The following is a 25,823-nucleotide window of genomic DNA, read 5'->3' on the forward strand; positions in this document are numbered from 1 at the left end:
CCGGGAGGACCCGCATGGTGTTGAGCAGACGTACCTTCAGCGCATTCGCCGGCTCGGCCGCGCTCGGCTTCTCCCTGAGCGGCAGCGTGAGCAGTGAGGCGTCCGCCGCCGGAAGGGCGCTCCTCGCTCCCACGGGTCCCGCTCCGGGCCCGCCCGCGGCCGACGGCAGGACGCACACCGTCGGCTTCGACCGGTACTCGATGCTCGTCGACGGCAGGCGACTGGTGCTGTGGTCGGGCGAGGTGCACCCCTTCCGGCTGCCCAGCCCGTCCCTGTGGCGGGACGTCCTGGAGAAGCTGCGCGCCCACGGCTACAACACGATCAGCATCTACGTGTCGTGGAACTACCACTCCGCCGCCCCGGGGTCGTACGACTTCACCGGGGTCCGCGACCTCGACCTGTTCCTGCGGACGGCCGCCGAGACCGGCCTGTACGTCATCCTGCGCCCCGGCCCCTACATCAACGCCGAGGTCGACGCGGGCGGCTTCCCCGGCTGGCTGACCGTCACCCCGGGCACGGCCCGCACCTCCGACCCGACGTACCTGAAGTACGTCGACGAGTGGCTGACCGCCGTCGACCGGATCGCCGTGCGGCACCTCTACACCCACGGCGGCGGCACCGTCGTCCTCTACCAGCTGGAGAACGAGTACGCGAACAACGTCACGAGCCCCCTCGGCCGCGACTACATGACCCATCTGTACGCCAAGGTCCGCGCCGACGGCATCGACGTGCCGCTGTTCCACAACGACAAGGGCAGGAACGGCCACTGGGCGCCCGGCACCTTCGACACGGCCGGCGAGACCGGCCGTTACCTGTACGCCTTCGACGGCTATCCCTCGCCCGCCGGCCAGCCGCCCGACTGGGGCTGCTTCGGCATCGGCGGCGCCAAGGGCGGCTCGACGGCGAGCCCCGAGACCCCGGGCTTCATGGCCGAGTTCGGCGGCGGCTGGTTCGACCCGTGGGGCGGGGCGGAGTTCGAAGGGAAGGGCTACGCCGAATCGCGCCGGACCCGGGACGCCGCGTACGAGCGCCGCTTCTACCTCACCAACCTCGCCAACGGCATCACGATCCACAACGTCTACATGACGTTCGGTGGCACGTCCTGGGGCTGGCTGCCCGCACCCATCGTCTACACCTCGTACGACTACGGGGCCGCCCTGGACGAGGCCCGCCGGCCCACCGAGAAGCTGATCCCGATGCACCAGATCGGCCAGCTCCTGCACTGCGTGCCCGACCTCGCCAAACTGGACCGGGCGCCGGACGTCACGGTCGGCGACGACCCGGCGGTCAAGGTGTATCCGCTGGTCAACCCCGACACGGGGGCGCGTTTCCTGGTGCTGCGCAACGACGCGTCCTCCGACGCCGTCGTCCAGGTGCCGCTCGCCGGATCGACGGTGCCCGTGCCGGTGCCCGGGCTCGACGCGCGCCTCGTCGCCACCGGGATCTCCCTCGGACGGCGCACCCTGCGCCACTCCAGCGCCCAGCCGATGCTGTGGCTCACCGCCGGACGCCAGGACATCGCCGTGTTCACCGGCCGGGCGGGCGAGCCGACGCAGACCGCGATCGAGTGCGCGAGCGAGCCGACGGTCACCGTGCTGGAGGGCAACGCCGGACACGAGTACGCGGACGGCGTGCTCCGCGTGGACGCCCCCCTCGACGGGCTCACCCGGGTCCTCGTGGAAGGCGGCGGAACCGCGGCGCCCCTCCTGCTGCTGCTCGCCGATGACACGACCTCGGGGCGGCTGTGGCGGTACGACACCCCGTCCGGACCTGTGCTGGTGCACGGGCCCGCACTGCTGCGCTCGGCCGCCCTGCGCGGTACCGCCGTCCATCTCACCGGCGACACCGTCGAGTCGGCGGACCTGGAGGTGTGGGGTCCGCGCGGGACGACCGAGGTCGTCTGGAACCAGGACACGGTGAAGACGCGGGCCACGCAGTCCGGCAGTCTGCGGGCCGTGCAGCAACTGCCCGGCGTGCCCGCCGTACCGCTGCCCGCGCTCACCGACTGGCGCCGGGCCGAGGAGAATCCGGAGTCCGCGGCCGGCTTCGACGACTCGTCGTGGAGGACGGCCGACAAGAAGTCCTCGTTCAGCGTCACCCCGGTCCCCGCCGGGCAGCCCGTGCTGTTCGCGGACGACTACGGCTTCCACTACGGAGACGTCTGGTACCGGGGGCACTTCGCGTCCGCGAAGGACGCGGAGTCCGTCTCCCTGTCGTACGTCACGGGCGCGCAGGGGCTGCTGATGGCCTGGCTGGACGGCGAGCCGCTGGGCACCCACCGCATGCCGGTGCCGGACAAGAAGACGGTCCGGCAGGGCACCTGGGAGGCCACCGCCACCTTCCCCGTCGAGCCCGGGACGCGCGGCCCGCACGTGCTGTCCGTCCTGGTCCGCCGTATGCAGCACGACGAGGACGGCGCGGCCCGCGACACCCACAAGGTGGCCCGCGGGCTGACCGCCGTGACCTTCGCCGGTGCCTCTCCGGCGCTCACCTGGCGGATCCGGGGCGGGGGCGCGCCCGACAAGGTGCGCGGCCCGCTCAACAACGGTGGCCTCCACGGGGAGCGCCGCGGCTGGCACCTGCCCGGCTTCGCGGACCGCGGCTGGAAGGTCGTCGATCTCCCGCGGGCCGAACGGCGCCAGGGCGTCGTCTGGTACCGCTCCGACTTCCGGCTCGCCGTCGACACGGGCGTGGACGCGTCGATCGGGCTCACCCTCACCGACGACCCGGCCCGCGCCTACCGGGTGCAGATCTTCCTGAACGGCTGGAACATGGGCCAGTACATCAACGACGTGGGCCCCCAGCACACCTTCGTCCTGCCGAACGGGCTGCTGCGCACCCGGGGGAGCAACACGCTGGCCCTGGCCGTCCTGTCCGACGGGACCACACCCGCCGGGCCGGGCCAGGTGCGGCTGACGCTGCTCGGCAGCGCGGCCGGAGGAGTGCCGGTGGCCCCGGTGGACTCCCCCGGCCCCGCGAGGCGAGGCGCCCGGCGGTGATCCCCCGACCGCGCAGGCCGGGCCGGCGGGAATGGTCGGACAGGGCCTAGCGCAGCCGGATCACGTTCCACGACAGCGGTTCCAGGACGGCGGTCAGCGTGCCGTCCCGGAGCGCCGCCCCGTCGACCGGGTGCGGGGTGACCCGCTCCTGGTCGTCGGCGGTGTTGACGGCGTCGGGGTCGGCGTCGGACAGCGCGGTGTGCTCGACGACCGTCGTCAGGTCCAGCCGGCTCAGGGCGACTTCGAGCGGCAGCGGCGCGGTCCGGTCGCGGTTGACGGCGAACACGGTGACCGAGCCGTCCTCGGCGCGCACGGCGGTGGCGTGCAGCAGGTCCACCTCGCCGTACTTCTTCGTCCGGTACGTCGGCGAGTCCACCCGCACGTCGAGGACCTCGCCGCGCCCGTGCTTCGACGCCTGCGCGAACGGGAAGAACGTCGTCTGCCGCCAGGCCGGCCCGCCCGGCTCCGTCATGATCGGCGCGATGACGTTGACGAGCTGGGCGAGACAGGCGACGGTCACCCGGTCCGCGTGCCGCAGCAGTGCGATGAGCAGGGAGCCGAAGACGACGGCGTCCGTGACGGAGTAGACGTCCTCCAGGATGCGCGGTGCCTCCTGCCAGTCCTCGACGGGGTGCGGGTTGGGACGGCTCTGGTACCAGACGTTCCACTCGTCGAAGGAGAGGTTGATCTTCTTGGCGGACTTCAGCCGGGCCCCGACGTGGTCGCAGGTCGCCACGACGTTCTCGATGAAGGACTCGGTGTCGACGGCGGAGGCGAGGAAGGAGTCCCGGTCGCCGTCGGTCTCCTCGTAGTAGGCGTGCAGGGAGATGTGGTCGACGAGGTCGTAGGTGTGCTCCAGCACCGTCGCCTCCCACGCGGCGAAGGTCTCCATGCCCTGTCCGGAGGAGCCGCACGCGACGAGTTCCAGGTCCGGTTCGATCTGCCGCATCGCGCGGGCGGTCTCGGCCGCCAGACGGCCGTACTCCTCGGCGGTCTTGTGGCCGGTCTGCCAGGGTCCGTCCATCTCGTTGCCGAGGCACCACAGCCGGATGCCGTACGGGTCCTTGTCCCCGTGCGCGATCCGCAGGTCGGAACGGGCCGTGCCACAGGGGTGGTTGGCGTACTCCTGGAGTGCCAGGGCCTCGGCGACACCGCGTGTGCCGAGGTTGACCGCCATCATCGGCTGGGCCTGCGGGCCGATCTTCTTCAGGAAGGCGATGTACTCGCCGAGCCCGAAGCGGTTGGTCTCGGTGGAGCGCCAGGCGAGGTCGAGGCGGCGGGGCCGCTCCTCGACCGGTCCCACCGAGTCCTCCCAGTTGTAGCCGGAGACGAAGTTGCCGCCGGGGTAGCGGACCGCGGTGACGCCGAGTTCACGGACGAGCTCCAGCACGTCCGTGCGCAGCCCCGCCTCGTCGGCCGAGGGGTGGCCGGGCTCGAATATGCCGGTGTAGACGCAGCGGCCGAGATGCTCGACGAACGAGCCGAACAGCCGGGGGTCGACCGCGCCGACGGTGAAGGCGGGGTCGAGGGCGAAGCGGGCGGTGCGGGGCATGGCTTCCTTCCGGAGAGCTGACGAGCGGTGGGGTCTCACTGGCCGGCGAGGCCGGTGTGGGCGACACCGGCGACGATCTGGCGCTGGAAGAAGACGAAGACGACGATGAGCGGGAGGCCGGCCATCAGGCCCCCGGCCATCAGCTGGGCCCACTGGATGCCGTAGGAGTTCATGACCGTCGCGATGCCGTTCGGCATGGTCATCAGGTCGGGGTTGTTGGTCACCATGTACGGCCACAGGAAGTTGTTCCACGAGGCGATGAAGGTGAAGATCCCGACGGCGGACAGCGAGGGCCGGGCAAGTGGGACCACGATGGTGAAGAAGACCCGCCAGCGGCCGGCGCCGTCGATGAACGCGGCCTCCTCCAGTTCGCGGGGGACGCCCTGGAAGAACTTGTAGAGGATGTAGACCATCGCGGCCGGCGCGCACTGCGGGAGGATCATGCCCCAGTAGGTGTCGACCATCCCCATCTGCTGGACGGTGGTGAACAGGGGGACGCCGAGGACGGCCGGGGAGATCATCAGGCCGCTCATCACGACGCCCATCAGGACGCCCTTGCCGCGGAACTCGGTGCGGGCGAAGCCGTATCCGGCGAGCGCGGCGACCGTCAGCACGACGGCGGTCACGAGGACGGACACGACCAGCGAGTTGACGAACCAGTCGGTGATGTTGCCGGTCTCGAAGAGGGCCTTCCACGCCTGGCCCGTCCAGACCTCCGGCAGCCAGTGCGGCGGGATCTCGGCCGCTTCCGCCTCGGACTTGAGCGAGGTGAACAGCGCCGCGGCGATCGGCGCCACGAAGACGGCGGAGACGGCGACGCCGATCAGTGTGAGAACGATCTGGCCGGGCGTCCAGGGCTTGCGGGACTTGGTGGTCACGGTCGTCGCGGCGGTGGTCATCGGCCGCCCTCCTCACGGTTGCGCAGCAGCCACATCCGCGCCAGGGCGACGACTGCGATGATCACGAAGAAGATGATGGACATCGCCGAGGCGTAGCCCACGCGGTAGCTGGTGAAGCCCTGTTCGAGGGTGTACTGCACGAACGACCTGGTGCTGAGCTCCGGTCCCGGCCCGAAGTCCATCATCACGACGGCCTGGTCGAAGAGCTGGAGCGAGGCGAGGACCTGGAGCGCGATCACCAGGCCGGTGATGTGGCGCAGCATCGGCAGCGTGATGTGGACCATGCGGTGCCAGGCGCCCGCACCGTCCAGCTTGGCGGCCTCGTACAGGTGGTCGGGGATGCCCTGGAGCGCGGCGAGGTAGAGCAGGAAGCTGAAGCCGACCGTCCACCACAGGGTCTCGATGACGATGGCGAGCATCGCGTACGACTTGTCGGTCAGCCAGGGCGTGTCGGTCCCGAGGACGTGGTTGAACATGCCGATGCCCTGGGTGAACAGCCACTGGAACAGATTGCCCGCGACGGTCGACGGCAGCAGGAACGGTGCGAAGAAGCAGAGCCGCCACAGCCACTTGCCGCGCTCGATGTTGTGCGCCAGCATCGCGAGCAGGAAGGCGAGCACGGTGATGCACGGCACGACGAGGAGCGTGAAGTACGCGCTGTGGCCGAGCGCGTCCCACATCGCCGAGTCGCCCAGGGCCTCGCGGTAGTTGTCGAGGCCGACGAAGCTCGCGCCCTCGCCGGAGATGTTGGCGTCCGTGAAGCTGAGATAGACGCCGCGCAGCAGCGGCCAGATCACGAAGAGCGTGAACAGGACGAGGAACGGGGCGACGAACCAGCCGCCGTGCTGGAGGCCCTGGTTGCGGCGGACGGTGGCGCCGGCCGCGGCGGTCTTCGCGCGCGCCGGTGCGACGACGGTCTCGGCACTGGTCGTGGTCATGCGACCGCACCTCCCTGCGCGGCGGTCCTGCCGTCCATCGGGTTCTTCGAGGCGAGAAGCCCGGTGAGGTCGTTCCTCATCCGCCGCGCGGCGGCGGCCGGCTCGGCGGAGCCCATCGTCGAGGAGACGACGATCGGGCCGAGGTCCTGCGCGAGGACGCCGGTGGAGCCGGCGAACCACACCTTCGGCTCGTTGGCCTGGTGGTCCATGGCGCTCACGTACTCGTTCTGCGGGGTGAGCTTCCGGTACGCATCCGTGGAGAGCGTCGGCGTGTACGCGGGGATGTGACCGCCGGCCGCCCACTGGAGGGCGTGCTTGACCACGTAGGCGGCGAGCCTGTGCGCGCCCTTGTCGGCGGCGCCGCCGCGGCCCGCCTGGTGCGGCAGGACGAAGGCGTGCGACTCGGCGTGGGTGGCCTGCCTGCCGAAGACGGGCGGCAGCGGGGTCGCGCCGTAATCGAGCTTCGCGCCGGAGAAGACCGGCACGGACCAGTTGCCCTCCCAGGTGAAGGGGGCGCCGTTGATGAACTGCTCGCCGGTGGGGGCACCGGGGATGACGTAGCCGTCGGTGACGTGCTGCCGGAGGAACTCCAGGACCTGGGTGGCCTTGTCGACGTCGAAGAGGACCTCGGTGCGGGCGTCGTCGAACCACTCGCCGCCGAGCTGGGTGTAGAAGGCGACGAAGAACCACCACTGGAAGTTCTGGTCGTTGGTCCACAGGCCGATGGTCTGCAGGCCCTTCTTCGTGACCTTCCTCGCCTTCTTCAGGACGTCGAACCACTCCTCGGTGGACGTGACCGGCACGATCCTGCCGTCGTCGCCGAGCAGGTCCGCCTTCTTCAACACGTCCTTGCGGTAGAAGCAGAGCTGGACGTGGACGTCGAGCGGAAGGGCGTAGAGCTTGCCGTCGATGACGCCGCGGTTCCACAGCGCGGGGTTGAAGTCCGCCTGCCGCACGCCGTACTCGGCGAGCAGGTCCACGTCCCAGGGGTCCAGGAGGCGGCCGGGCGAGAACCCGGTGACCCGGCCCATGTGCATGACGCCGAGGTCGGGTGCGCGATTGCCCGCGGCCGCCATGGCGAGCTTGGTGTAGAAGGGATTGCCCCACTGGAGGGTCGAATCCTTCACGTCGATGCCGGGATTGGCCTTACGGAAGGCGTCCAGCATCGCGATCATGTTGTACCCGTCGCCGCCACTGAAGAGGTTCCAGTAGCGCACCCGGGTGTCCGCTCCCGACGCGAGCGCGTCCGCGCCGGTGCCGAGCGCGGCGAAGCCGAGGCTGCCCGCCACGGCCAGTCCACTTGCTCCGGCCAGGATTTGCCTGCGATTCAGGCCAGGTCGTCCCATACCCCGCCCCTACTGTTCGAGATTTCGATAAGCGATCGCAACTTCGAACGGGACCGTAGATAGGAAGCGCTTTCGCGTCAATGGTTTGCGCAGAACTCGGGTGACGGGAGAGAGACTCGGCAGGCCGGGGCTGGGTCCGGCCGGACGTCAGGGGGTCAGACAGGACGTCGGAGGATCCGGGAGGGAACGTCAGAAAGCACTGCCGGGCTTCAGCAGACCGGACTCGACGAACGACGTCTCAGGGCACGGACCCGGGCGACGCCGACGGCCCGGACGAGCTGGAAGCAGCAGGTCTCCGACACCGAGGTGACCTCGGTGTCGGAGACCTGGACGTACTCCTGCCGCGCCTGCTCCACCGTCGCCCGGGCTCCCCGACCGATCAGCAGACCGCGAGATCGTCAGGTCTCACTGCCTGCCACCCGGGGGCGCGGAACGGTGCGTCAGCGTGCGAAAGGTGCCTGCGCCAGCCCCTTTCCGGCGCCGGGGACGACGAGCACCGAGCCGGAGAGCGGGTGCGGGGCGTCCAGGCCCGTGCGGGCCGTGGTGATGTAGAGGTCGGTCAGGCCGGGGCCGCCGAACGCGCAGGCGGTGGGGCGGCGGACGGGCAGGTCGATCACCCGGTCGAGGGACCCGTCGGGGGCGTAGCGGTGGACCGCCCCGCCGTCCCAGAGGGCCACCCAGACGCAGCCCTCCGCGTCGACGGTGAGGCCGTCGGGGAAGCCGTCCTCGACGGCCGCCAACTGCCGCCTGTCGTGCGGCATTCCGTCCGCGTCCACGTCGAAGACGTCGATGCGCCGGGTCGGGGAGTCGATGTAGTACATCAGCCGGCCGTCCGGGCTCCAGCCCGTGCCGTTGCTGACGGCGACGTCGTCGAGGACCGTGCGCACGGTACCGTCCGGGGTGATCCTGGACAGTGTGCCGCCGCGCGGCGCCTCGTCGTAGCGCATGGTGCCGAACCACAGCGAGCCGTCGGGAGCGACCGCCGCGTCGTTCGCGCGACGTCCGGGGACGGGCTCCCGGTGCAGCCAGCGGAAGGCCTCCCCCGAGCCGGGCGGGCCGTAGAGCCCGACGCCGTCACGGAGGTTGACGACCAGACCGCCGCCGGCCCGCGGCTTGGCCGCGCCCACGTGCTGCTCGGTGGTCATGACCGTGCGGCGCCCGGAGGCCGGAGCGTAGGTGTGCACCCGGGACCCGAGGATGTCGACCCAGACGAGCCGCTGGGCGGCCGGGTCCCAGGTGGGACCCTCGCCCAGGGCGGCTTCCGCGCGGACCGCGACCTCGGCGGCGCTCATCCGATGCTCCGGTGACCGAGCCGCTCGGACAGCTCGGCGGCGCCCTTCGCGGCGAGCTGCTCCAGCTCGCCGCGGCGCTCGTCGCTCCAGCGGATCATCGGCACGGAGATGGAGAGCGCGGCGACGACCTGTCCCGTGCGGTCGCGGACGGGGGCGGCGACGCAGCTGACATCCGGGTTGGACTCGCGGCTCTCCACCGCGATGCCGCGCCGGCGGATCTCGGCGAGGGCCGCGCGCAGGGCGGCGGGCTCGGTGATGCTGTTGGGCGTCATCGCGACGAGTTCGGCGTCGTCGGGAATGCGCGAGGTCAGCTCCGGCTCGGAGAGCGCGGCGAGCAGCATCTTGCCCACGGAGGTGCAGTGCGCGGGCAGCCGGCGGCCGGCCGCGGACACCATGCGCACGGCGTGCGTGGAGTCGACCTTCGCGATGTAGATGACGTCGGTGCCTTCGAGGATGGCCACGTGCACGGTCTCGTCGCAGGTCTCGGCGACGGAGCGGGCCACCTGCTGCCCCTCGGCGGCCAGGTCGAGCTGCTCGGCGTAGCGGCTGCCGAGCTGGTACGGGCGCACACCGAGCCGATAGCGTCCCGGCTGCCCGGGCACCTGGACGATGTACGAACGCGCGGCAAGCGTGGTGACGAGCTCGTGCACGGTGGTACGGGGCAGTTGTAGTTTGCGCACGATGTCGGGGGCGGAAAGAGTCCCGTCCCCGTCGAGGAAGAGCTCCAGTATGTCCAGAGCCCGGGTCACGGCAGGTACGAGGCGTCCCACAACCGGCCCCTCCCTATGTTCGAAATTTCAACAGACGATCGGCATGACGAACACAGGCTAGTCACAGTGGGCTTGACCGGGCAATGGCCGGTGCGGTGGTACGACACCGATGCCGGGCCATGACCGGTGCGGCGGTACGACACGGACGCCGGCCGGACGACGGCACGCGGCATGATCGGCCGGCCCGTCACCCGCCCTCTGCAAGGCGTCCGCTCGGCCGCACGCCGCTCGACGAACCGGACTGCCGGCATCCCTGCGCGGACGACGAACGCACCGCCGCTCCGGCAGACTTCCCGCACACCTACAACCGCCACCACCGCCGCACCGCACTCCACGGCCACTCATCCGTCAGCCGCGTGAGCGACCCTTCAGGTCGATACACCTAGCGGCGGGCTCGGGGGTCACCGAGTTCGCCGCGCAGGCGTTTGGCCCGCAGCACCAGCTCCAGCTCGAAGCGCCGGTCCGGGTCGTCGATCTCGTCGCCCCACAGTTCCCTGATCTGGCGCAGGCGGTAGCGGACCGTCTGCGGGTGGACGCCGAGGCGGGCGGCGACCTCCGGGGCTCCGCCACGGGTCTCCAGCCAGGCCAGCAGCGTCTCGGCGAGACGACGACCGTGGGTGGGCCCGCAATGCTCCAGCGGGGCGAGGCACCGAAGCGCCAGATCGTCGATGAGCTCCTCGGGCTGGAGCAGGACCAGCGCCTCGGTGTGCTCCGTGCAGTGCAGAACCTCTCCGGCGGGCAGCAGTCCCCGCTCCATGAGCCGTACGGCGGCCTCCGCCCAGCGCAGCGACTTCGCCGCCTCGGCCAGCGGCACCGGCGGCCCGATCGCGCCGGCCCAGCCGGTCAGCGCCCGGTCCAGCAGCTCCGGCCGGCCGGCGGCGTCCGGCTCGGGCACCACCATGCGGGGCTGCTCGTACTCCATGTCGAGCAGCACGCCCTGCCCCACGGCGGGCGCGACGGCCTCCCTGGCCGGACGCAGCAGCACGCCCACGGCGACCCGGTCGGGCAGGGGCCAGCCGACACGGGCCGCACGTTCGACGAGCGCGTCGGCCGGGTCGCCCCGGTGGTGGTGCTCGGAGAACAGCAGCTCCATCAGGCGCCGCTGGAGGCGCAGCCGCTCCCCCGCCTGCCGCGCCGCGGCCTCGGCATAGCCCCGTACGGACTGGTCCACCAGGCCGTCCAGGTACTCGTATCCCGCGTCGACGAGCTCGTACATCGCCGGTGGCGGGATGTCGACGCGCTGCCCGATCTCGGCGAACCGCCGCCAGGCGAGCCTGACCCCCAGCCGGTAGATCGCCTGGAGCGAGTCGAGACTGCGGCCGTGCAGGCCCTCGCCCCGGCCGAACTCCTGGAACACCTCCGGGGGAACGCGCGGTCTGCCCTCGGTCGCCTCCAGTTGCTGCACGAAGACCTCGATGGCACGCCGGATGCCGACGAGGGCCATCGGCTCGCCGGAGTCGTCCAGCACGAGCGGCAGATGAGGGTACTCACGGCGGATCTCGCGCAGGATCTCCTCGGCGAGCGCGGGTGCCTCGGCCATGGCGATCGCGGCGAACCGGCGCACCTGGAGCCGGGGAACGTCACGCCACGCCGAGCGCACGGTGAGGGTTCCCGGGCGGATCTGCACCACGCGCTCCGCCTCCGGCGCGCCCCTGGGGGCCGGCACGGTCAGCGCTCCTGGCCGGCGTGCTCATAGGTGATCAACGGGGTGTTGGGCTGGTCGGGCGTCGCGTCGAGCAGCGCGACGACCCCGAGCGCGGCACCCACCGCCAGCAGGGCGGCGGCGACGACGGTCAGCGCGGCGGCGAGCAGTCTGGACATCGCAGGGTCAGCCTCTCTGTCGGAGGTCGTCCCCACCCGGACCCGTGCGGCCACCGGTCGAGTGGTCCCACGGTCACTGCCCACGCCGGCCCCGTCCGGCAGAGCCAGTCTCGACAATGCATTGACACCCGTCAAGGGTGCGCCTACGGTTCCCGGCCCATACCGCACGTGCACTTTCCCTCCCGGTGTCGACGCACCCGTATCGCCTCGAACCACCCGATACCTCCCGTGCGTCGAGCCTCCTCACGCCCCTGGAGTGCCCGGATGCGCCGCAAGGTCTCACCCCTCTCGCTGATCCTCCTGGGTCTCGGCACCTTCCTGCTCGTGCTGGCCCCGATGCTCGCCTGGTACGTGGAACCACGCGCCGCCGTGAACCCGATCGACATCGACACGACCGCCGTCTACACCGGCACCGGCAGCGTCTTCGACGTGGACGAGGCCAAGACCGTGACCGACCGGAGGATCACCGTCACCCAGCAGGTGCGCGGTGACGTCGCCGACAGCGAGCGCAGCGGCAAGGCGGTCTGGGACGTGACGACCACGGTCGACACGGACAAGTCGCTGCCGGCGGCGGACCCGCACGACGCGCTGGAGTTCGTGCCGGGCCGCTGGGTGACCGACCGCCGGACGAACGCTCCCGCGCACTGCTGCAAGGAGCACCCGTACTTCGAGGGCGAGGCCTATCTCAAGTTCCCCTTCGACGTGCAGAAACGCGCCTACCGCTGGTGGGACAACTCCCTCGGCGCGACGGTCACGCTGCACTACCGGGGCACCAAGAAGATCCGCGGGTACGAGGGCTACCGGTTCACCGGAACCGTCCCGGCCACCCGGACCGGGACCCGGCAGGTGCCGGGCGCGCTGGTCGGGGAGCCCGAGCGCAGCCAGGTGCTCGCCGAGGAGTGGTACGCCAACCACCTGATCGAGCTGGTCGTCGACCAGCGCACCGGCCGGGTGATCTACGCGCAGGTCGGCCCGCGCCGGACGCTGCGCGCCCCCGGCGGGGAGAAGGACGCAGCGGTGCTCCTCGACAGCCGGAAGCTGGCGTTCGACACCGCGACGCAGAAGGACCAGGTGAAGCAGGCGAAGAGCGAGAGCGGCCAACTGCGCATGGTGGGGCGGACGGTGCCGGTCGGTGCCGGCGTGCTGGGATTCGTCCTCGCCGCCGTGGGGGCCGTTTTGGTGGTACGCGGGCGACCCGGTCCCGATAGGCCCGACTCTTCCGACCCTTCTCTCACGATGTGATGTTCCGTCAGCTCCACAAAGGCCGGAAATTGTCACCCCGGTGAGTAGCCGCGGGGAACGGCTGGGCGAAAACTGTCCACCCCACCCGAGCACAGCCCACGCACATCCCCGTTACAGCGAACTCCCACATCCCCCACAGTTCGTCGGATCGTGCGCGTCGTCCGCAGGAGGAATTGCGGAAGACGCGTCACCGGACCGGAAGGTGTGAATCCGCACCGAGCCCCACCCCCCACGCTGAGTTCCGCACCCTGAGACGAGTTGGAGCACCCATGCCCCAGCACGTGCCCTCCCCGCTGCGCGCCGCGTTTCCGCGCTCCGCGCAGTACCCCCCGGCGCTCCCCCCACATCCGCGCCGGATCGTCTTCCTCGCCCGCCGCGATCTCGGCAATCCGGCGGCGGGCGGCTCCGAACTCCTGGTCGACCGGCTCGCCGGAGGACTGACCCGGCTCGGCCATCAGGTCACACTGCTGTGCGGCGGCCCGGCCGCCTACCGCGACTACCGGGTCGTGTCCGCGGGCGGCGATCTCGGCCACTTCCTGCGCGCACGGCCCGCGTTGCACCGTCAGGTCGGCGACTGCGACCTGCTGGTGGAGGTGTGCAACGGCCTGCCCTATCTGGCCCCGCTGTGGCACCGCGGGCCCACCCTGTGCCTGGTCAACCACGTCCACACCGACCTGTGGAGCATGCGGTTCGGCGGACCGCTGGCCCCTGCCGCCCGGCTCGGACGAAGACTCGAACACTGGGCCCTGGCCGGTGCGCAGCGCGGCGGTCTGCTGGTCGCCGTCTCGCCGTCGACCGCACACGCCCTGCGCGCGATCGGGGTCGAGCGGGACCGCATCCGGGTCGTGCACAACGGCGTCGAGCAGCCGGGGCCGCGCGCCCTGCGCTCGCCGGAACCTCTCTTCGTGGCGATGGGCCGGCTCGTCGAGTACAAACGGATCGATCTGCTGCTGCGGCTGTGGGAGCGGGTGCGTCCGGTCACCGGCGGCCGGCTGGTGATCGTCGGCGACGGGCCCGAGCGGGAGCGTCTCGAACAACTCGCCGGGCCGCAGGTGGAGTTCACCGGCCATGTCCCGGAGACGGAGAAGCACCGGCTGCTGTGCGCGGCGTGGCTGCTGCTCCATCCGTCCGCCGTCGAGGGCTGGGGCCTGGTGGTCACCGAGGCCGCCGCCCGCGAGACCCCGGCGATCGCCTTCGACGTACCCGGGCTGCGGGACTCCGTCGTCGACGGCGAGACGGGCCTGCTGGCGCGCGGCGAGTCCTCCTTCGCCGCGGCCTGGTGCACCCTCGCGCTGTCCACGGAGCGTCGCACCCTGATGGGCAGGGCGGCTCGCGACCACGCGGCCCGTTACCGCTGGAACCACACGGTCCGCCAGTTCGGAGCGGTGGCCGCGGAGGCGGTGAGGGGCTGGACACCATGACGTCCCCCTGGACCAGGCCCGACGCACGGGCGGCCGGTGCGGCGCACGCCCCGCGGGCCGGGCGACCGGCCGGAGGCCCAGGGCCCGCCGGGGCGCCGCACGTCTCAGGAGTCCCGGAGACCGCCGAGACCGCACAGGCCCCGCGAGCGGCGGACTGCAGGGCAGGCGGAGCTGTCGGGGGCACCCGGGGCACCGACTTCAAGGACCCCTCGCTGCGGCGCTCCCTCGCGCTCTTCCGGGCCTTTCTGCAGGAGCAGGAGGACCCCGAGTCCTGCTACACACTGCTCGCCCGGGACGCCGCGGACCAGGTCGAGGCGTACGGCCCCGTGGAGGGCCGCGTCGTCGTCGACGTCGGTGGCGGCAGCGGGTACTTCACCGAGGAGTTCCGGCGGCGCGGCGCCCACGCCTATCTGTTCGAGCCGGACGTCAGGGAGCTGGGGCCCGCACCCGCCGGCTCGACGGTCGTCGCGGACGGCTATCTGCTGCCTCTGGCGGACGGTGTCGCCGACGTCTGCTTCTCCTCCAACGTGCTGGAGCACGTGGCCGACCCGCAGACGTTCCTGAGCGAGATGGTCCGGGTGACCCGCCCGGGCGGCCTGATCTACGTGTCGTTCACGAACTGGCTGTCCCCTTGGGGCGGCCACGAGTGGGCGCCCTGGCACTACCTCGGCGCCGAGCGGGCCCGCGCCCGCTACCGCCGCCGAACCGGAAGGGACGCCAAGCACACCCTCGGCGAGAACCTCTTCGCCGTGCACATCGGCAGCACCCTGCGGCAGGTGCGCGCCCGCGACGACGTCACGGTCGTCACGGCCCGCTCCCGCTACTGGCCGTTCCTCGCGTCGGCCGTCGCGAAGACGCCCGGACTGCGCGAGTTCGCCACCTGGAACCTCCTCCTCATCCTCCGGCGGTGTCCACCATGACGAGCACGGTCCAGGCTCCTCCCCCGGCAGCCGTCCGCCCCGCCACGACCGCGGCCGGCCCCCCGCACGGGCCGCGCTCGCGCCGCTGGCTGCTGGGTTTCTGGGCCGTGGTGTTCGTCCTCTTCCTGGCCGTGCATCCCGGACGGGCGACGTTCGACACCAAGCTCGGCGTGGCACTCGACCCGTGGCAGTTCCTGTCCGACCTGGGCCAGTTGTGGCACGACCGGGGCGGCTTCGGCGGCCTCCAGGACCAATACGTCGGCTACGCGTGGCCGATGCTGCCGTTCTACGGTCTGTGCAGGCTGATCCACCTGCCGGTGTGGCTCGCGGAGCGGCTGTGGCTGTCGGTCGTGGTGTCCGTCGCCTTCTGGGGCGCGCTGCGGCTCGCGGAACGACTGCGCGTGGGCAGCGCCGCCTCCCGGCTGCTCGCCGCCGTCGCGTACGCGTTGTGGCCGGTCTTCACGGTCGTCGTCGGCTCGACCTCCGCGGCGGCGCTGCCGGGTGCCCTCCTCCCCTGGGTGCTGCTGCCGCTCGCCGACGAGCGGTACGCCGCCCGGATCGCCGCCCTGCGCTCGGCGCTCGTCGTCCCCTTCATGGGCGGGGTGAACGCGGCGTCGACCCTGGCGTCGCTGCTCCCCGCAGGGCTGTACCTGCTGTCCCGCCCGCGCGGGCCCCGGCAGCGCAAGCTGATCGCCTGGTGGGTGCCGGGCGTGATCCTGGCGACGGCCTGGTGGTGGATCGCCCTGCTGGTGCTCGGCGTCTACGGCGAGAACTTCCTTCCCTACGTGGAGACTTCGGCGACGACGACCGCCACCATGTCGGCGACCGAGTCGCTGCGCGGCGCGGGCAACTGGGTGGCCTACCTGAACTTCGGGGAGGCCTGGCTGCCGGCCGGCTGGACCGTCGCGTCCTCCGTGGTCGTCATCGTCTGCTCGGCGCTCGCGGCCGGTCTGGGCCTGGCCGGACTGGCCAGACGGGACATGCCCGAGCGGCGCTGGCTGGTGCTCACGGTGCTCACGGTCGCGCTCGTCACCCTCGCCGGGTACGGCGGCTCGTTCGGCGCGCCGTTCCACGGCGTGGTCCAGGACTGGCTGAACGGCTGGCTCGTCCCCTTCCGCAACATCTACAAGTTCCAGACGGGGCTCGCCCTCGCGCTCGTCCTGGGCCTGGCCCATCTGGCCGCGGTCGCCGCCGAGGCGCGCGGTGCCCGCCCGATGCGCGGCCGGCGCTTCGCCCCGCTGATCGCCGCGGTGCTGGTGCTGCCCGGGCTCGCCTGGCCGTACCTCAACGGGTCGATCCTGCAGCCCGGTTCGTTCCAGGAGCTACCCAGGTACTGGCAGACCACGGCCGACTGGCTGGAGAAGTACTCGCCGGACTCCCGCGCCCTCGTCGTGCCCGCCACCGCGCACGGCATCTACACCTGGGGCTCCCCGATCGACGAGCCCCTGGACGTGCTCGCCGACTCCCGCTGGGCCGAGCGCGACTACGTGCCCTTCGGCACCCCGGGCAACCGGCGCGCCATGGACGCGGTCGAGCAGGCGCTGACGACCGGCGGCCAAGTCCCCGGACTGGCGGACTACTTGAGCCGGGCCGGCCTCTACTACGTCGTCGTACGCAACGACCTGGACCCCGACCAGCTCGGGTACGTGCCCACCGCCACCGTGCGGCGCACCCTGGAGCAGTCCGGGTACCGGCGGGTGACCGGGTTCGGTCCGGTCACGACCGGCGGGCGCATCGCGAACGACACGCCCCTCCAGGTGGAGGGTCTCTACCCGCGCGGGCGGGCCGTGGAGATCTACGAGCCCGCCGGCCGGGACGTGCCGCGGCCCGGTCAGGCCGGACTGAAACCCATCGCCGACACCGCCGTCGTCTCGGGCGGCCCCGAGGCACTGCTGCCGCTGGCCGCCGACCCGGCGGCACGGGGCCGGGCCGCCGTGCTGACCGGCGACAACCACCCCGGTCTCGGCACCCCGCAGGTCCAGGTGGTGGGCGACGGGCTGCGGCGCGCCGACACCCGGTTCGGCCTGGTCGACGCCAACACCTCGTACACGTACACGCGCGACCAGCGCAACGACAGCGACAGCGTGCAGGACGCGGGGAAGAATCCGCACCAGATCCTGCCGACGAAGGGCATCGAGCACCAGACGGTCGCACAGCTGCGCGGCGCCCGCTCGGTGACCGCGTCCTCGACCGGCAACTGGCTGTTCCACCTTCCGCAGTACGACCCCGTGAACGCCTTCGACGGCAACCCCGACACGGCCTGGGCCGAGGGCGCGGCGGGCTCGGCGGACGGGCAGTGGCTGCGGATCCGCTTCGACGGGTCCGTGGACGTGCCCTCGTCGTTCGCGGTGACACCGCTGCCGCAGGACGGCGTGCGTGCGGCGGCGACACGGATCCGGGTGGAGACGGAGAAGGGCTCCGTCACCAGCTATCTCCAGCCGAACGGCATGAAGCAGACGGTCGGGGCGCGCCCCGGGTCCACGGGCTGGCTGAAGATCACGATCGTGGACTCGACACGACAGCACGCCGGTCTCACCGGCGCGGGCTTCTCCGAGATCGCCCTCCCGGACGTCCAGGTCACCCGACTGCTGCGGCTGCCCACGGACGCCTCGGGACCGGACGCGTCCGCGGCGTCGGCCGAGGTCGTCTCCCTGCACCGCACCACCGACCCCACCGGGCTCTCCCCCACCGGCACGGAGGCGGGGCTGCACCGCAGTTTCGCCACCTCGACGGCGGGGACGTACGCGATGAAGGCGAGCGCGGTCCCGGTTCCCGGCGCCGAGCTCGACGAGCTGCTCTACGAGGTGGCGCCCGACCAGCAGAGCAGGATCACCGCGACGGCTGACTCCACCGCGCGGCTCGGCGCCGGTCTGTCCGCGCGCAATCTCACCGACGGCGACCTCACCACGGCGTGGATCGCCGGCGGCAACCCGACGATCCATCTGAGCTGGCCGGACAAGCAGCCGGTCTCGTCCCTCGTGCTGGCCCCGGCGGGCGGTCTGTCGACCCGGCCGGCCAAGGTCGAGATCAGCTCCCCGGACGGGGCGGCCGTCGTCGGCGTCGACGAGAACGGCTGGGCCCGCTTCGACCCCATCACCACCGACCGTCTCGACATCACCGTCACCGAGACCGCTCCGCTGACCGTCCACAACCCGGTCGCCGACGCCGATCTGCAGCTGCCGGTCGGCCTCACCGAGGCGTACGTTCCGGCGCTCGACCGGTACCGCACCCCGCAGCCGTCCGGCACCCGCCCGTTCTCGCTCCCGTGCGGGAAGGGCCCGGTCGTCGCGGTCGACGGGAAGCTGTACGAGACCGCCGCGAAGGGCACGGTGCGCGACCTGGTCGAACGCCGGGGCGTCGAGGTGACGCTCTGCCAGGAGGGGCGCAAGGACACGGCGCTGGACTTCGCCGACGGCTCCCACCGCGTCGAGTCGGGGGACGCCGGGCCGCTGGCGCTCACGGACGTGACGCTGACGCGCGGGACGGTGGACGAGGCGGCCGGTGCCGGACGCGAGCTGACGATCCGGGACTGGCTGGGCGACCGCCGTACGGTGACGGTCGGCTCCGGCGCGGCCTCGTACCTGACGACGTACGAGAACTACAACGACGGCTGGAAGGCCACGCTGAACGGCCGGGAACTCACGCCGGTACGGCTCGACGGCTGGCAGCAGGGCTGGCAGATCCCGTCCGGTGCGGGCGGCACGGTCACGTTGTCGTACGAGCCGTCGACGACGTACGAGGCGGGGCTGATCGGCGGCGGTGTCGCGGTGGCCGCCCTCGTGGGCCTCGTGTTGTGGCGACGCCGCGCGCCCAACCCCGACGCACCGCAGCCGGAGGCCCCGCTGCCCGGTCTCTGGTCGGGCCTGGTCGCGCTCACCCTGGTCGGCGTGGTCGTCGCGGGCTTCTTCGCCCTGCTGGTGCCGGCGCTGGCCCTGCTCGCGCGACGGCGGCACACCCTGCTCGTCCCGATCGCGTTCCTCGCGCTCGCCGGCGCCGGGATCGCCGCGGCGACGGGCGCCGGTTCGCCGGTGTCCGCGGACGAGGGGGCCTTCGGACCGACCGCCCAACTCCTGGCACTCATCGGGCTGTTCGCGGGCCTGGTGAGCGTGGGGGAGCCGGGGTCCGGCACCGTCCCGGCCGCGCGGCCGACGCAGCCGCCGGTGTCGTCGGAGGCCCCGACGGCACCGCTGCCGCACCGGGTGCGCGCAGCGAGCGGGGGGCCGGGGAGCGGAACCCCGGCCGGTCCGCTGCCCGGAGGCTTCGAGAAGAAGGCGCGGGCCGACGAGCCGGGTGCCGGCTCCGCCGTGGCGGAGCCGGGAACGGCCGAGGGGTCCGCTTCGGGCGGGGAGCGGTCCGGTGCGACGGAAGGGGGGCGGTCCGGTGCGGGAGGGGAGCGCCGGGTCGCGTCCGGTCCGACCGTCTCCGCCCGGGGGCCGGGGGCGGACCGGGCCGAGCCCGACCCGCCGACCGCGCGCATCGCGCTGCGCAAGCCGCGGTTCAGGGTGACACCGCCCGAGGAGCCCGGTCCGGGCACGGGCCAGGACACGAGCTCGGGCACGGACACAGGCACGAGCTCGGGCACGGGCACGGGCACGGGGAGGGGCGACACCCCATGACGGCTGTGGAGCGCCCCCCGCGGGACGGCACGGGCAGCCCCGCCCGGCCGCCCGTCCGCGTCCCGTTCCCGGTGGTGGACGAGGTCGCCCGGCACTGCCTCCAGGAGGAGGAACCGGAGACGGTCCACATCGAGGTCCACCTGCCGGGACGGCTCGAACCGGCGCGGCTGAGGGCGGCGTTCGCGGAGGCGCTCCGCCGCCATCCCCGCATCCTGATGCGCGAGGCCCCGCGCCCCTGGTACCGGCGGCGCTACGAGTGGGAGCTGACCTCCGAACCCGACCTGGACGTGGTGGCCTTCCCGCTCCCCAGCCGGGACGCGCTGCGCGACGCGCGGACCCGGGCGCTGCTGACGGCGCCCCCGCTGACCGCCTCCCCGCCGATCCGGCTGGAGGTGGTCGAGGGCGCGGGCCCGGCGATCGGCAGCGAGGCGACCGACGCGGTCGGCCGGACGGGCGCGGCCCTCCCCACGCGAGCGGCCGTCCCCGCGGGGCCGGACAGCGGCCCCGCGGCGGGAGGCGGCCCCGCGCCGGGGGACGGTGTCGGTGCCCCGGCGCACGGCACCGCGGCCCGCCCGGACGGCGACGGGAGCGGCGTCGCGAGAGGCGCCGGCGGCTCCGCGACCGGCGCGGGCAGCGGCGACGACAGCCGTGGCCCCGGCGCCACCGCGGACAGTGGCGCCGGGGCGGGAGACGGCGCCGACGCGGAAGCCGGCGGTCCCGATGCCGGCGCCACCGGTGACCGCAGCGGTGCGGCGGCCGGTGCCGGCGGTGGGCGGCCGGAAGGGAAGGGCACCGTCCTCTTCCTCACCATCAACCACACCGCCCTGGACGGCCCCGCCTGTCTGCGCATCCTGGCGACGGCGGCCGAGCTGTACGGCGGCCGGGACAACACCCCCACGGCACCCCCGGTGCGGACACCGGAGGCGCCGGGGGCGGAGGAAGCGGTGGGCCCCTCCACCTGGACCCCGCCCGCCCGGGTCGCCCACGGCACCCCCGAGCCGTCCGCGGGCAACGGCCTGCTCGTCACCGAACTCAGCGTGCCGCGCCGCCCCAAGGGCTCCCCGTACACGGTGAACGACCAGCTCATGGCCGCGACGGTGCTGATGGTCGCCCACTGGAACCGCGAACACGGCGCACGACCGCGCCCGCTGCGCGTCACCATGCCGGTCGACGACCGCACGAGGGACGCGGACATGCCGATCGGCAACGGCACACGGCTGGTCGAAGTCACCTTCGCGCCGGACGAGGTGAACGCGGACCGGATGGCCGAGCTGCTGCGCCGCACGGCGAACCGCACCCGTGCGCTGAAGTCCGTGGACCGCCCCCAACTCGGCCACGGCGCGGCCCTGCTGACCGCGCCCGTGGTCCCCGTCGCCTGGCGCGCCGCGGTCACCCGGGGGCTGCGGCGGGCCGCCGGGCCCTGGACGTCGACCGTCCTGCTGAGCAACATCGGCCGCATCCCGTACGCCCTGGACTTCGGCGAGGCGGCCGGCCGCGCCCACGCGGTCTGGTTCTCGGCGCCCGCCCGGATGCCGCGCGGCCTGACCGTCACGACGGCGTCCACGGCGGGCCGTCTGCACCTCGCGCTGCGCTGGTCGCGGACGCTGCTCAGCCACGGCGACGGCGCGCATCTGCGTGACCTCTTCGAGCACTATCTGCACGCCACGGAGCTGAGAGAGGCGAACGGCGCATGACGACGACAGCACCGGCCCCCGGCGGACTGCGCGACTTCTACGAGGACCCCTCCGTCCCCGTCGCCTCCGGGACACCGCGCAGCCTGCGGCAGGCCCGCATGCTGGCCGCCGCGCTCGGCCCGGCCACGGCGGGCCCGCGGACCGTCCTGGACATCGGCTGCGGGGACGGCACCGCCGCCGCGACCGCGGCCCCGCTGCTCGCCGGGCACCGCCTGGTCGGCGTCGACTGGTCGCAGGACGCGCTCAGACGCGCCCACGCGCGGCTGCCGTACGCGGTCCGCGGCGAACTCGGCGGCGGCGGGCTGCCGTTCGCGACCGCGTCGGCCGACGCGGTGCTCTTCAGCGAGGTCGTCGAGCACCTGACCGACCCGGACTCCGCCCTGGACGAGATCCGCCGCGTGCTGCGCCCCGGCGGCCACCTGATGCTCTCCACCCCGAACCTCGCCGCCTGGTACAACCGGGCCCTGCTCCTCGCCGGTGTCCAGCCCGTCTTCTCCGAGGTGAGCCTGCGCGCGATCCACGGCCGCCCGGGCAAGGAGGTCGTGGGCCACCTGCGGCTGTACACGGCGCGCGCGCTGCGGGAGTTCGTGACCGCCTCGGGCTTCGAGGTCGTACGGCTGGCGGGCGCCCCCTTCCACGGCGTACCGCGTCCGCTGCGTCCCCTGGACCGGCTGGCCTGCGCCGCGCCCGCCCTGTCGTCCATCCTGCTCCTGCACGCACGAAGGACGTAGCCCATGTGGTGGGGAGTGGCCGCGGCACTGCTGGCGAACGTCCTGTACAGCACCGGATTCGTCCTGGAGAAACGCGCGCTGGCGGCCCTGCCCGACGTGGACATCCGCCGGCCCGCCCGGCTGCTGCGGCTGGTGCTGGGCAGCCCGCTGTGGATCGGCGGCTCGCTGGCCCTGGCCGCCGGGTTCGCCGCCCAGCTCGCCGTCTACCGCACGCTGCCGATCGCCGCGGCGCAGGGCATCTTCGTCTCCGGGCTCGTCCTGCTGGTCCTGCTCTCCTCCCGGCTGCTCGGTGAGGAGACCACGGGCCGCGAGCGGTACGCGCTCGGCGCGATCCTCGCCGCTCTGCTGATGGTCGTGCTGTCCCTGAACGAGGACTCCGACACAGTCAGCCGCGGCGCGCCCGCCCCGCTGATCCTCACGGTCTGCCTGCCGACGCTGTCACTGGGCGTCTGGCTGTACGGAGCGGCCGAGCGCCGGTCCCGGAACCGGCACCGCATGCCGACCACCGGCGTCGAGTACGGCGTGGCGGTGGGTCTGCTCTACGGGGTGAGTTCGCTGGCCATCAAGGGCGTGTCGAGCCGCCTGACCGCCCACGACCCGGGAGGAGCCGTCCTCGCCCTGCTCCGTTCCCCCTACCCGTACCTGCTCGTGTTCACCGGCGCGTTCGGCCTGGTCATGTCGCAGGCGGCGCTCCAGCGCTGCCGGGCCTCGCTGATCGTGCCCGTCTGCACGACGGTGACCTCTCTGTTCACCGCGGTGCTCGGCACGCTCGCGTTCGGCGAGGCGCTGCCGCACGACCCGGTCCGGCTCGCCCTGCGCCTGGCGGGCACCGCTCTCGCGGTGGCCGTCCTGCTCGCCATGCCCAAGCACGACGAAGCACCCCGACCCCCCATCGGTGCCAAGGAGTTGACACCCCCATGAACCCGGACGACCCGCTGCTGAGGATCCTGGCCTGCCCGCTGGACAAGGGGCCGCTCCACCTGCTCGTACCGGACGAGTCGGTGGCGGCGGAGGAAGCGCTGTACAACCCGAGACTGCGCCGCCGCTACCCGGTCGTCGACGGCATCCCGCAGCTGCTGCCGTCCTCCGGGGTGCAGGTCACCGAGGACGAGCACGAGGAGCTGCTGAAACGCATGGCCCCCTGAACCGGCCGCGGAGCGGTCCGGGTGGGCGACGATGGACCCATGCCGGCCAAACGCCCCACCGCCCCCTTCACCCCGCTCGACTTCCAGCTGGTCCTGCTGCGCCGTATGGCCGACCACAACCCCGGACTCGTCGAGGACGCCCGCCACCGGCTCGGCGTCGGTGTCGCCGACATGCGCGAGGCCAACCGCCGCTGGCAGGCGATGCTGCACGCCCCGCGCTCCCGCTCCGCGGTCGCCCGCTACCGCTCGGTCCTCGGCGAGCCGGAGTCCGTCACCCCGCGCCGGATCGGCGACCTGGACTGCGAGGCCCTGCTGTGGTCCGTCCCGCTCTGGCCCGAGCTGCGCTTCGAGGTCCTCGTCGCGCCGAACGGCGTGGCCTGGAACGAGTGGCTGGTGCGTGCGCCCGGTGTGCCCGGCCCCGAACTGCGCACCGTGGACGACCTTCTCCCCTGGTCCTGCACGGTCGACGAGGCGGCCCGCGCGTTCGCCCCCGCGCGCCCCCTGGAGGGCACCGCGCCGACGCGCTGGGGCCTGGCGTTCTCGGCGCCGGACACGTCGGGGGCCGCGCGGGAGTGCGCGGCGGAGTTCACCTGGGGGCTGCTGCAGCGCGTCGCCGTCAGAGAGCGGCCCTGAGGACCGCCTCCACGACGGCCGGCACCGAACCGGGGTGCAGCCAGAGGAAGAGGTTCGGCTCGATCAGTTCCAGCTCCATGACCCGGGGCTCGCCGTCGTCGCCGTCGACGAGGTCGACCCGGGCGTACAGCAGCGCGTCGGGCCCGCCCGGCACGGCGGCGAGCGCCCGCCCGGCCACGGCCAGTTCCGCGGCGGACGGCTCCCAGACCTCCAGCCGGGGATGCGGGACCTTGTCACCGTCGAAGGGCGTTCCCGGCTCCAGCACGGCCCCCTTCCGGCTGGCGTGCAGCAGCCGTCCGCCGTAGAACTGCAGGGCCCGCTCGCCGCGGACGTCGACGCCCTTCAGGTACGGCTGCACCATCGCGGTCAGGCCTTCCGCGTGCATCCGCGCGAGCTGGCGCACCGCCGTCTCCCGCTCCTCGGGCAGGTACCGGGCGGCATACCGTGCGCCGGCCCCGGCGGTCGGCTTCACGACGAACTCCGTGTCGCCGGGCAGCTCGACGGGGTCGCCCGGCGCGAGGTACCGGGTGGGCACGACGGGCACCCCCGCAGCCGCGAGATCGCCGACGTACCGCTTGTCCGAGTTCCACCGCACGACGTCCGCCGGATTGGCCAGCCGGGTCACCTGCGCGCAGCGCTCGACCCACGCCACGAACTCCGCCAGGCGCCGGCTGTAGTCCCAGGTGGACCGGATCACGACGAGGTCGAAGGCCGCCCAGTCGACCGCGGAGTCGTCCCAGTGGACGACGGCGGCCTCCGCGCCGGCCTCCTCCAGGGCGGCCCTGAGCACGGGCAGGTCCCGGTCCGCGCTGGTCTCCCCCTCCTCCGGCCGGTAGGTGGCGAGCGCGATACGGGCGCGGTCGGCTGTGCGGGCCACGGCGGACTCCCTCTTCGTACGACTGGTCCTCGGGGAGGCTAACAACCACCCGGGCTGCCGCCCCAGGCCTTTTGACCTCCCCCTTCGGTGGGGCCGCCGCGGTACCCGCGGGCCGGGTTCCCGGACGGGCCGTCCCGCGGGCGGGAAAGATCGTTCGGAAAACCCTGGCACGGGCCGGAGGGGGCCCGTACTCTCGGTGACGTGTGAGAACTTGACGCATCAACAGCCGGGAGCCCCTTGGTGAGCCAGTCCCCGCCGACCCTGCGCGAGACGCTCGCACGTCCGCGCGTGAGCGGTGCGGAGCCGGGCCGATGAGACTGGCCGAGGGCATCCGGAGGCTCGCGGCGGCGCTGCGCTCGCCGGTGGCCGACTCCGAGATGCACGCCCTCGCCGTGGAGCTCAGCCGCGTCCTGCGCGGGCGGATCGACGCCCCCGTCGACGTACGGGAGCTGGCGGACGCCCTGTGCGCGGAGATGAGCAGACGCCGCGACGGCCGCCCCGTGCAGCTCCGCTTCGAGCGCTTCCCCGACGAGATCGAGGTCACCGGTCTGTGGATGGAGTTCCACGACTTCGACCTCGTCATCGTCGAGGAGCGCGCCGAGGCCGTGCAGCAGCTCGTCATCCTCGGCCACGAGCTGTGGCACATGAAGGAGGGTCACCGCGACCACCACGTCGCCGGCGCCGCGGCCGCCGCGCACGCCCTGTCGGAGCGGCCCGACTGGCAGGAGGTCGCGCTGACCGTCGCCGCCCGCAACGGCTCCCACGCGACGGACGAGGCCCAGGCCGAGGACTTCGGCCTGCATCTCGCGAGCGTCTTCCGCTCCTGGCTGACAGGCCCCCGGAGCAGGGGCGCCGGCGGGCCCGTGGACCCGGTGGGCCGCGCGATCCAGGCCTCCCTGGGCTACCGCGGCCCTCGGGGCTGACCCG

The 25,823-nt window shown here is 72.9% G+C and carries 21 protein-coding genes; 11 read left to right on the forward strand and 10 right to left on the reverse strand.

The genetic code is table 11. The annotated features are described in order from the left end of the window. Positions 1-14 precede the first annotated feature (14 nt). Entirely contained in the window at positions 15-2,999 is a 2,985-nt protein-coding gene (locus ACZ4IF_RS02610; RefSeq protein WP_467558876.1) for a beta-galactosidase, read from the forward strand. A gap of 46 nt (positions 3,000-3,045) precedes the next feature. On the opposite strand, the gene arfA is transcribed toward ACZ4IF_RS02610, so the two are convergent. The 9 genes from arfA to ACZ4IF_RS02655 form a co-directional block, all read right to left on the reverse strand. Beyond that, positions 3,046-4,551 (reverse strand): arabinosylfuranosidase ArfA, encoded by a 1,506-nt coding sequence (arfA, locus tag ACZ4IF_RS02615; RefSeq protein ID WP_467558878.1) that lies wholly within the window; start codon positions 4,549-4,551, stop codon positions 3,046-3,048. Between the two features lie 35 nt (positions 4,552-4,586). Continuing rightward, positions 4,587-5,450: a carbohydrate ABC transporter permease gene (locus ACZ4IF_RS02620; protein WP_359487668.1), complete on the reverse strand. Its 864-nt coding sequence runs from the start codon at positions 5,448-5,450 to the stop codon at positions 4,587-4,589. After that, positions 5,447-6,388, reverse strand: coding sequence for a carbohydrate ABC transporter permease (locus tag ACZ4IF_RS02625; protein WP_095934086.1), 942 nt, complete (start codon positions 6,386-6,388; stop codon positions 5,447-5,449). Before ACZ4IF_RS02625 ends, ACZ4IF_RS02620 begins: the two co-directional genes overlap by 4 nt. Next, on the reverse strand, positions 6,385-7,734 hold the full coding sequence (locus ACZ4IF_RS02630) for an extracellular solute-binding protein (protein ID WP_467558881.1): 1,350 nt from the start codon (positions 7,732-7,734) through the stop codon (positions 6,385-6,387). Before ACZ4IF_RS02630 ends, ACZ4IF_RS02625 begins: the two co-directional genes overlap by 4 nt. Before the next feature lie 209 nt (positions 7,735-7,943). Further along, on the reverse strand, positions 7,944-8,090 hold the full coding sequence (locus ACZ4IF_RS02635) for a hypothetical protein (protein WP_467558883.1): 147 nt from the start codon (positions 8,088-8,090) through the stop codon (positions 7,944-7,946). Positions 8,091-8,174: 84 nt separating this feature from the next. Further along, positions 8,175-9,026, reverse strand: coding sequence for an SMP-30/gluconolactonase/LRE family protein (locus ACZ4IF_RS02640; RefSeq protein ID WP_467558885.1), 852 nt, complete (start codon positions 9,024-9,026; stop codon positions 8,175-8,177). Further along, positions 9,023-9,796, reverse strand: coding sequence for an IclR family transcriptional regulator (locus ACZ4IF_RS02645; RefSeq protein WP_467558887.1), 774 nt, complete (start codon positions 9,794-9,796; stop codon positions 9,023-9,025). Before ACZ4IF_RS02645 ends, ACZ4IF_RS02640 begins: the two co-directional genes overlap by 4 nt. 382 nt (positions 9,797-10,178) lie before the next feature. Next, complete coding sequence (locus ACZ4IF_RS02650) at positions 10,179-11,462, reverse strand: PucR family transcriptional regulator (protein ID WP_467558889.1); 1,284 nt, start codon at positions 11,460-11,462, stop codon at positions 10,179-10,181. Between the two features lie 2 nt (positions 11,463-11,464). Beyond that, complete coding sequence (locus tag ACZ4IF_RS02655) at positions 11,465-11,617, reverse strand: hypothetical protein (RefSeq protein WP_467558891.1); 153 nt, start codon at positions 11,615-11,617, stop codon at positions 11,465-11,467. Positions 11,618-11,881: 264 nt separating this feature from the next. On the opposite strand from ACZ4IF_RS02655, the gene pgfA reads away from it, so the two are divergent. From pgfA to ACZ4IF_RS02700, 9 genes are all read left to right on the forward strand, one after another. After that, complete coding sequence (gene pgfA, locus ACZ4IF_RS02660; protein WP_467558893.1) at positions 11,882-12,859, forward strand: cell envelope lipid trafficking protein PgfA; 978 nt, start codon at positions 11,882-11,884, stop codon at positions 12,857-12,859. Between the two features lie 269 nt (positions 12,860-13,128). Next, complete coding sequence (locus ACZ4IF_RS02665; protein WP_467558895.1) at positions 13,129-14,280, forward strand: glycosyltransferase family 4 protein; 1,152 nt, start codon at positions 13,129-13,131, stop codon at positions 14,278-14,280. 212 nt (positions 14,281-14,492) lie between these two features. Further along, positions 14,493-15,200, forward strand: coding sequence for a class I SAM-dependent methyltransferase (locus ACZ4IF_RS02670; RefSeq protein WP_359487709.1), 708 nt, complete (start codon positions 14,493-14,495; stop codon positions 15,198-15,200). Further along, complete coding sequence (locus ACZ4IF_RS02675; protein WP_467558897.1) at positions 15,197-19,816, forward strand: alpha-(1->3)-arabinofuranosyltransferase; 4,620 nt, start codon at positions 15,197-15,199, stop codon at positions 19,814-19,816. The genes ACZ4IF_RS02670 and ACZ4IF_RS02675 overlap by 4 nt, the downstream gene beginning before the upstream one ends. Beyond that, positions 19,813-21,510, forward strand: coding sequence for a condensation protein (locus ACZ4IF_RS02680; protein WP_467558899.1), 1,698 nt, complete (start codon positions 19,813-19,815; stop codon positions 21,508-21,510). Before ACZ4IF_RS02675 ends, ACZ4IF_RS02680 begins: the two co-directional genes overlap by 4 nt. Further along, complete coding sequence (locus ACZ4IF_RS02685; RefSeq protein WP_467558901.1) at positions 21,507-22,241, forward strand: class I SAM-dependent methyltransferase; 735 nt, start codon at positions 21,507-21,509, stop codon at positions 22,239-22,241. The genes ACZ4IF_RS02680 and ACZ4IF_RS02685 overlap by 4 nt, the downstream gene beginning before the upstream one ends. Before the next feature lie 15 nt (positions 22,242-22,256). Then, positions 22,257-23,162, forward strand: coding sequence for a hypothetical protein (locus ACZ4IF_RS02690; protein WP_359487707.1), 906 nt, complete (start codon positions 22,257-22,259; stop codon positions 23,160-23,162). Further along, positions 23,159-23,386, forward strand: coding sequence for a Trm112 family protein (locus ACZ4IF_RS02695; protein WP_095934094.1), 228 nt, complete (start codon positions 23,159-23,161; stop codon positions 23,384-23,386). Before ACZ4IF_RS02690 ends, ACZ4IF_RS02695 begins: the two co-directional genes overlap by 4 nt. 39 nt (positions 23,387-23,425) lie before the next feature. After that, a complete protein-coding gene (locus ACZ4IF_RS02700) occupies positions 23,426-24,019 on the forward strand; it encodes a hypothetical protein (RefSeq protein ID WP_467558903.1) in 594 nt (197 codons plus the stop codon). Here the strand turns inward: ACZ4IF_RS02700 and ACZ4IF_RS02705 are convergent. After that, the gene (locus ACZ4IF_RS02705) at positions 24,003-24,896 is read right to left on the reverse strand and encodes an ATP-grasp domain-containing protein (RefSeq protein WP_467558905.1); all 894 of its coding nucleotides are present in this window, start codon (positions 24,894-24,896) and stop codon (positions 24,003-24,005) included. The genes ACZ4IF_RS02700 and ACZ4IF_RS02705 overlap by 17 nt on opposite strands. Positions 24,897-25,207: 311 nt before the next feature. Here ACZ4IF_RS02705 and ACZ4IF_RS02710 point away from each other — a divergent pair, with 311 nt between their 5' ends. Continuing rightward, the gene (locus tag ACZ4IF_RS02710) at positions 25,208-25,819 is read left to right on the forward strand and encodes a toxin-antitoxin system, toxin component family protein (RefSeq protein WP_467558907.1); all 612 of its coding nucleotides are present in this window, start codon (positions 25,208-25,210) and stop codon (positions 25,817-25,819) included. The last annotated feature ends 4 nt before the right edge of the window (positions 25,820-25,823 follow it).

Source organism: Streptomyces sp. NPDC025784 (assembly GCF_055558435.1).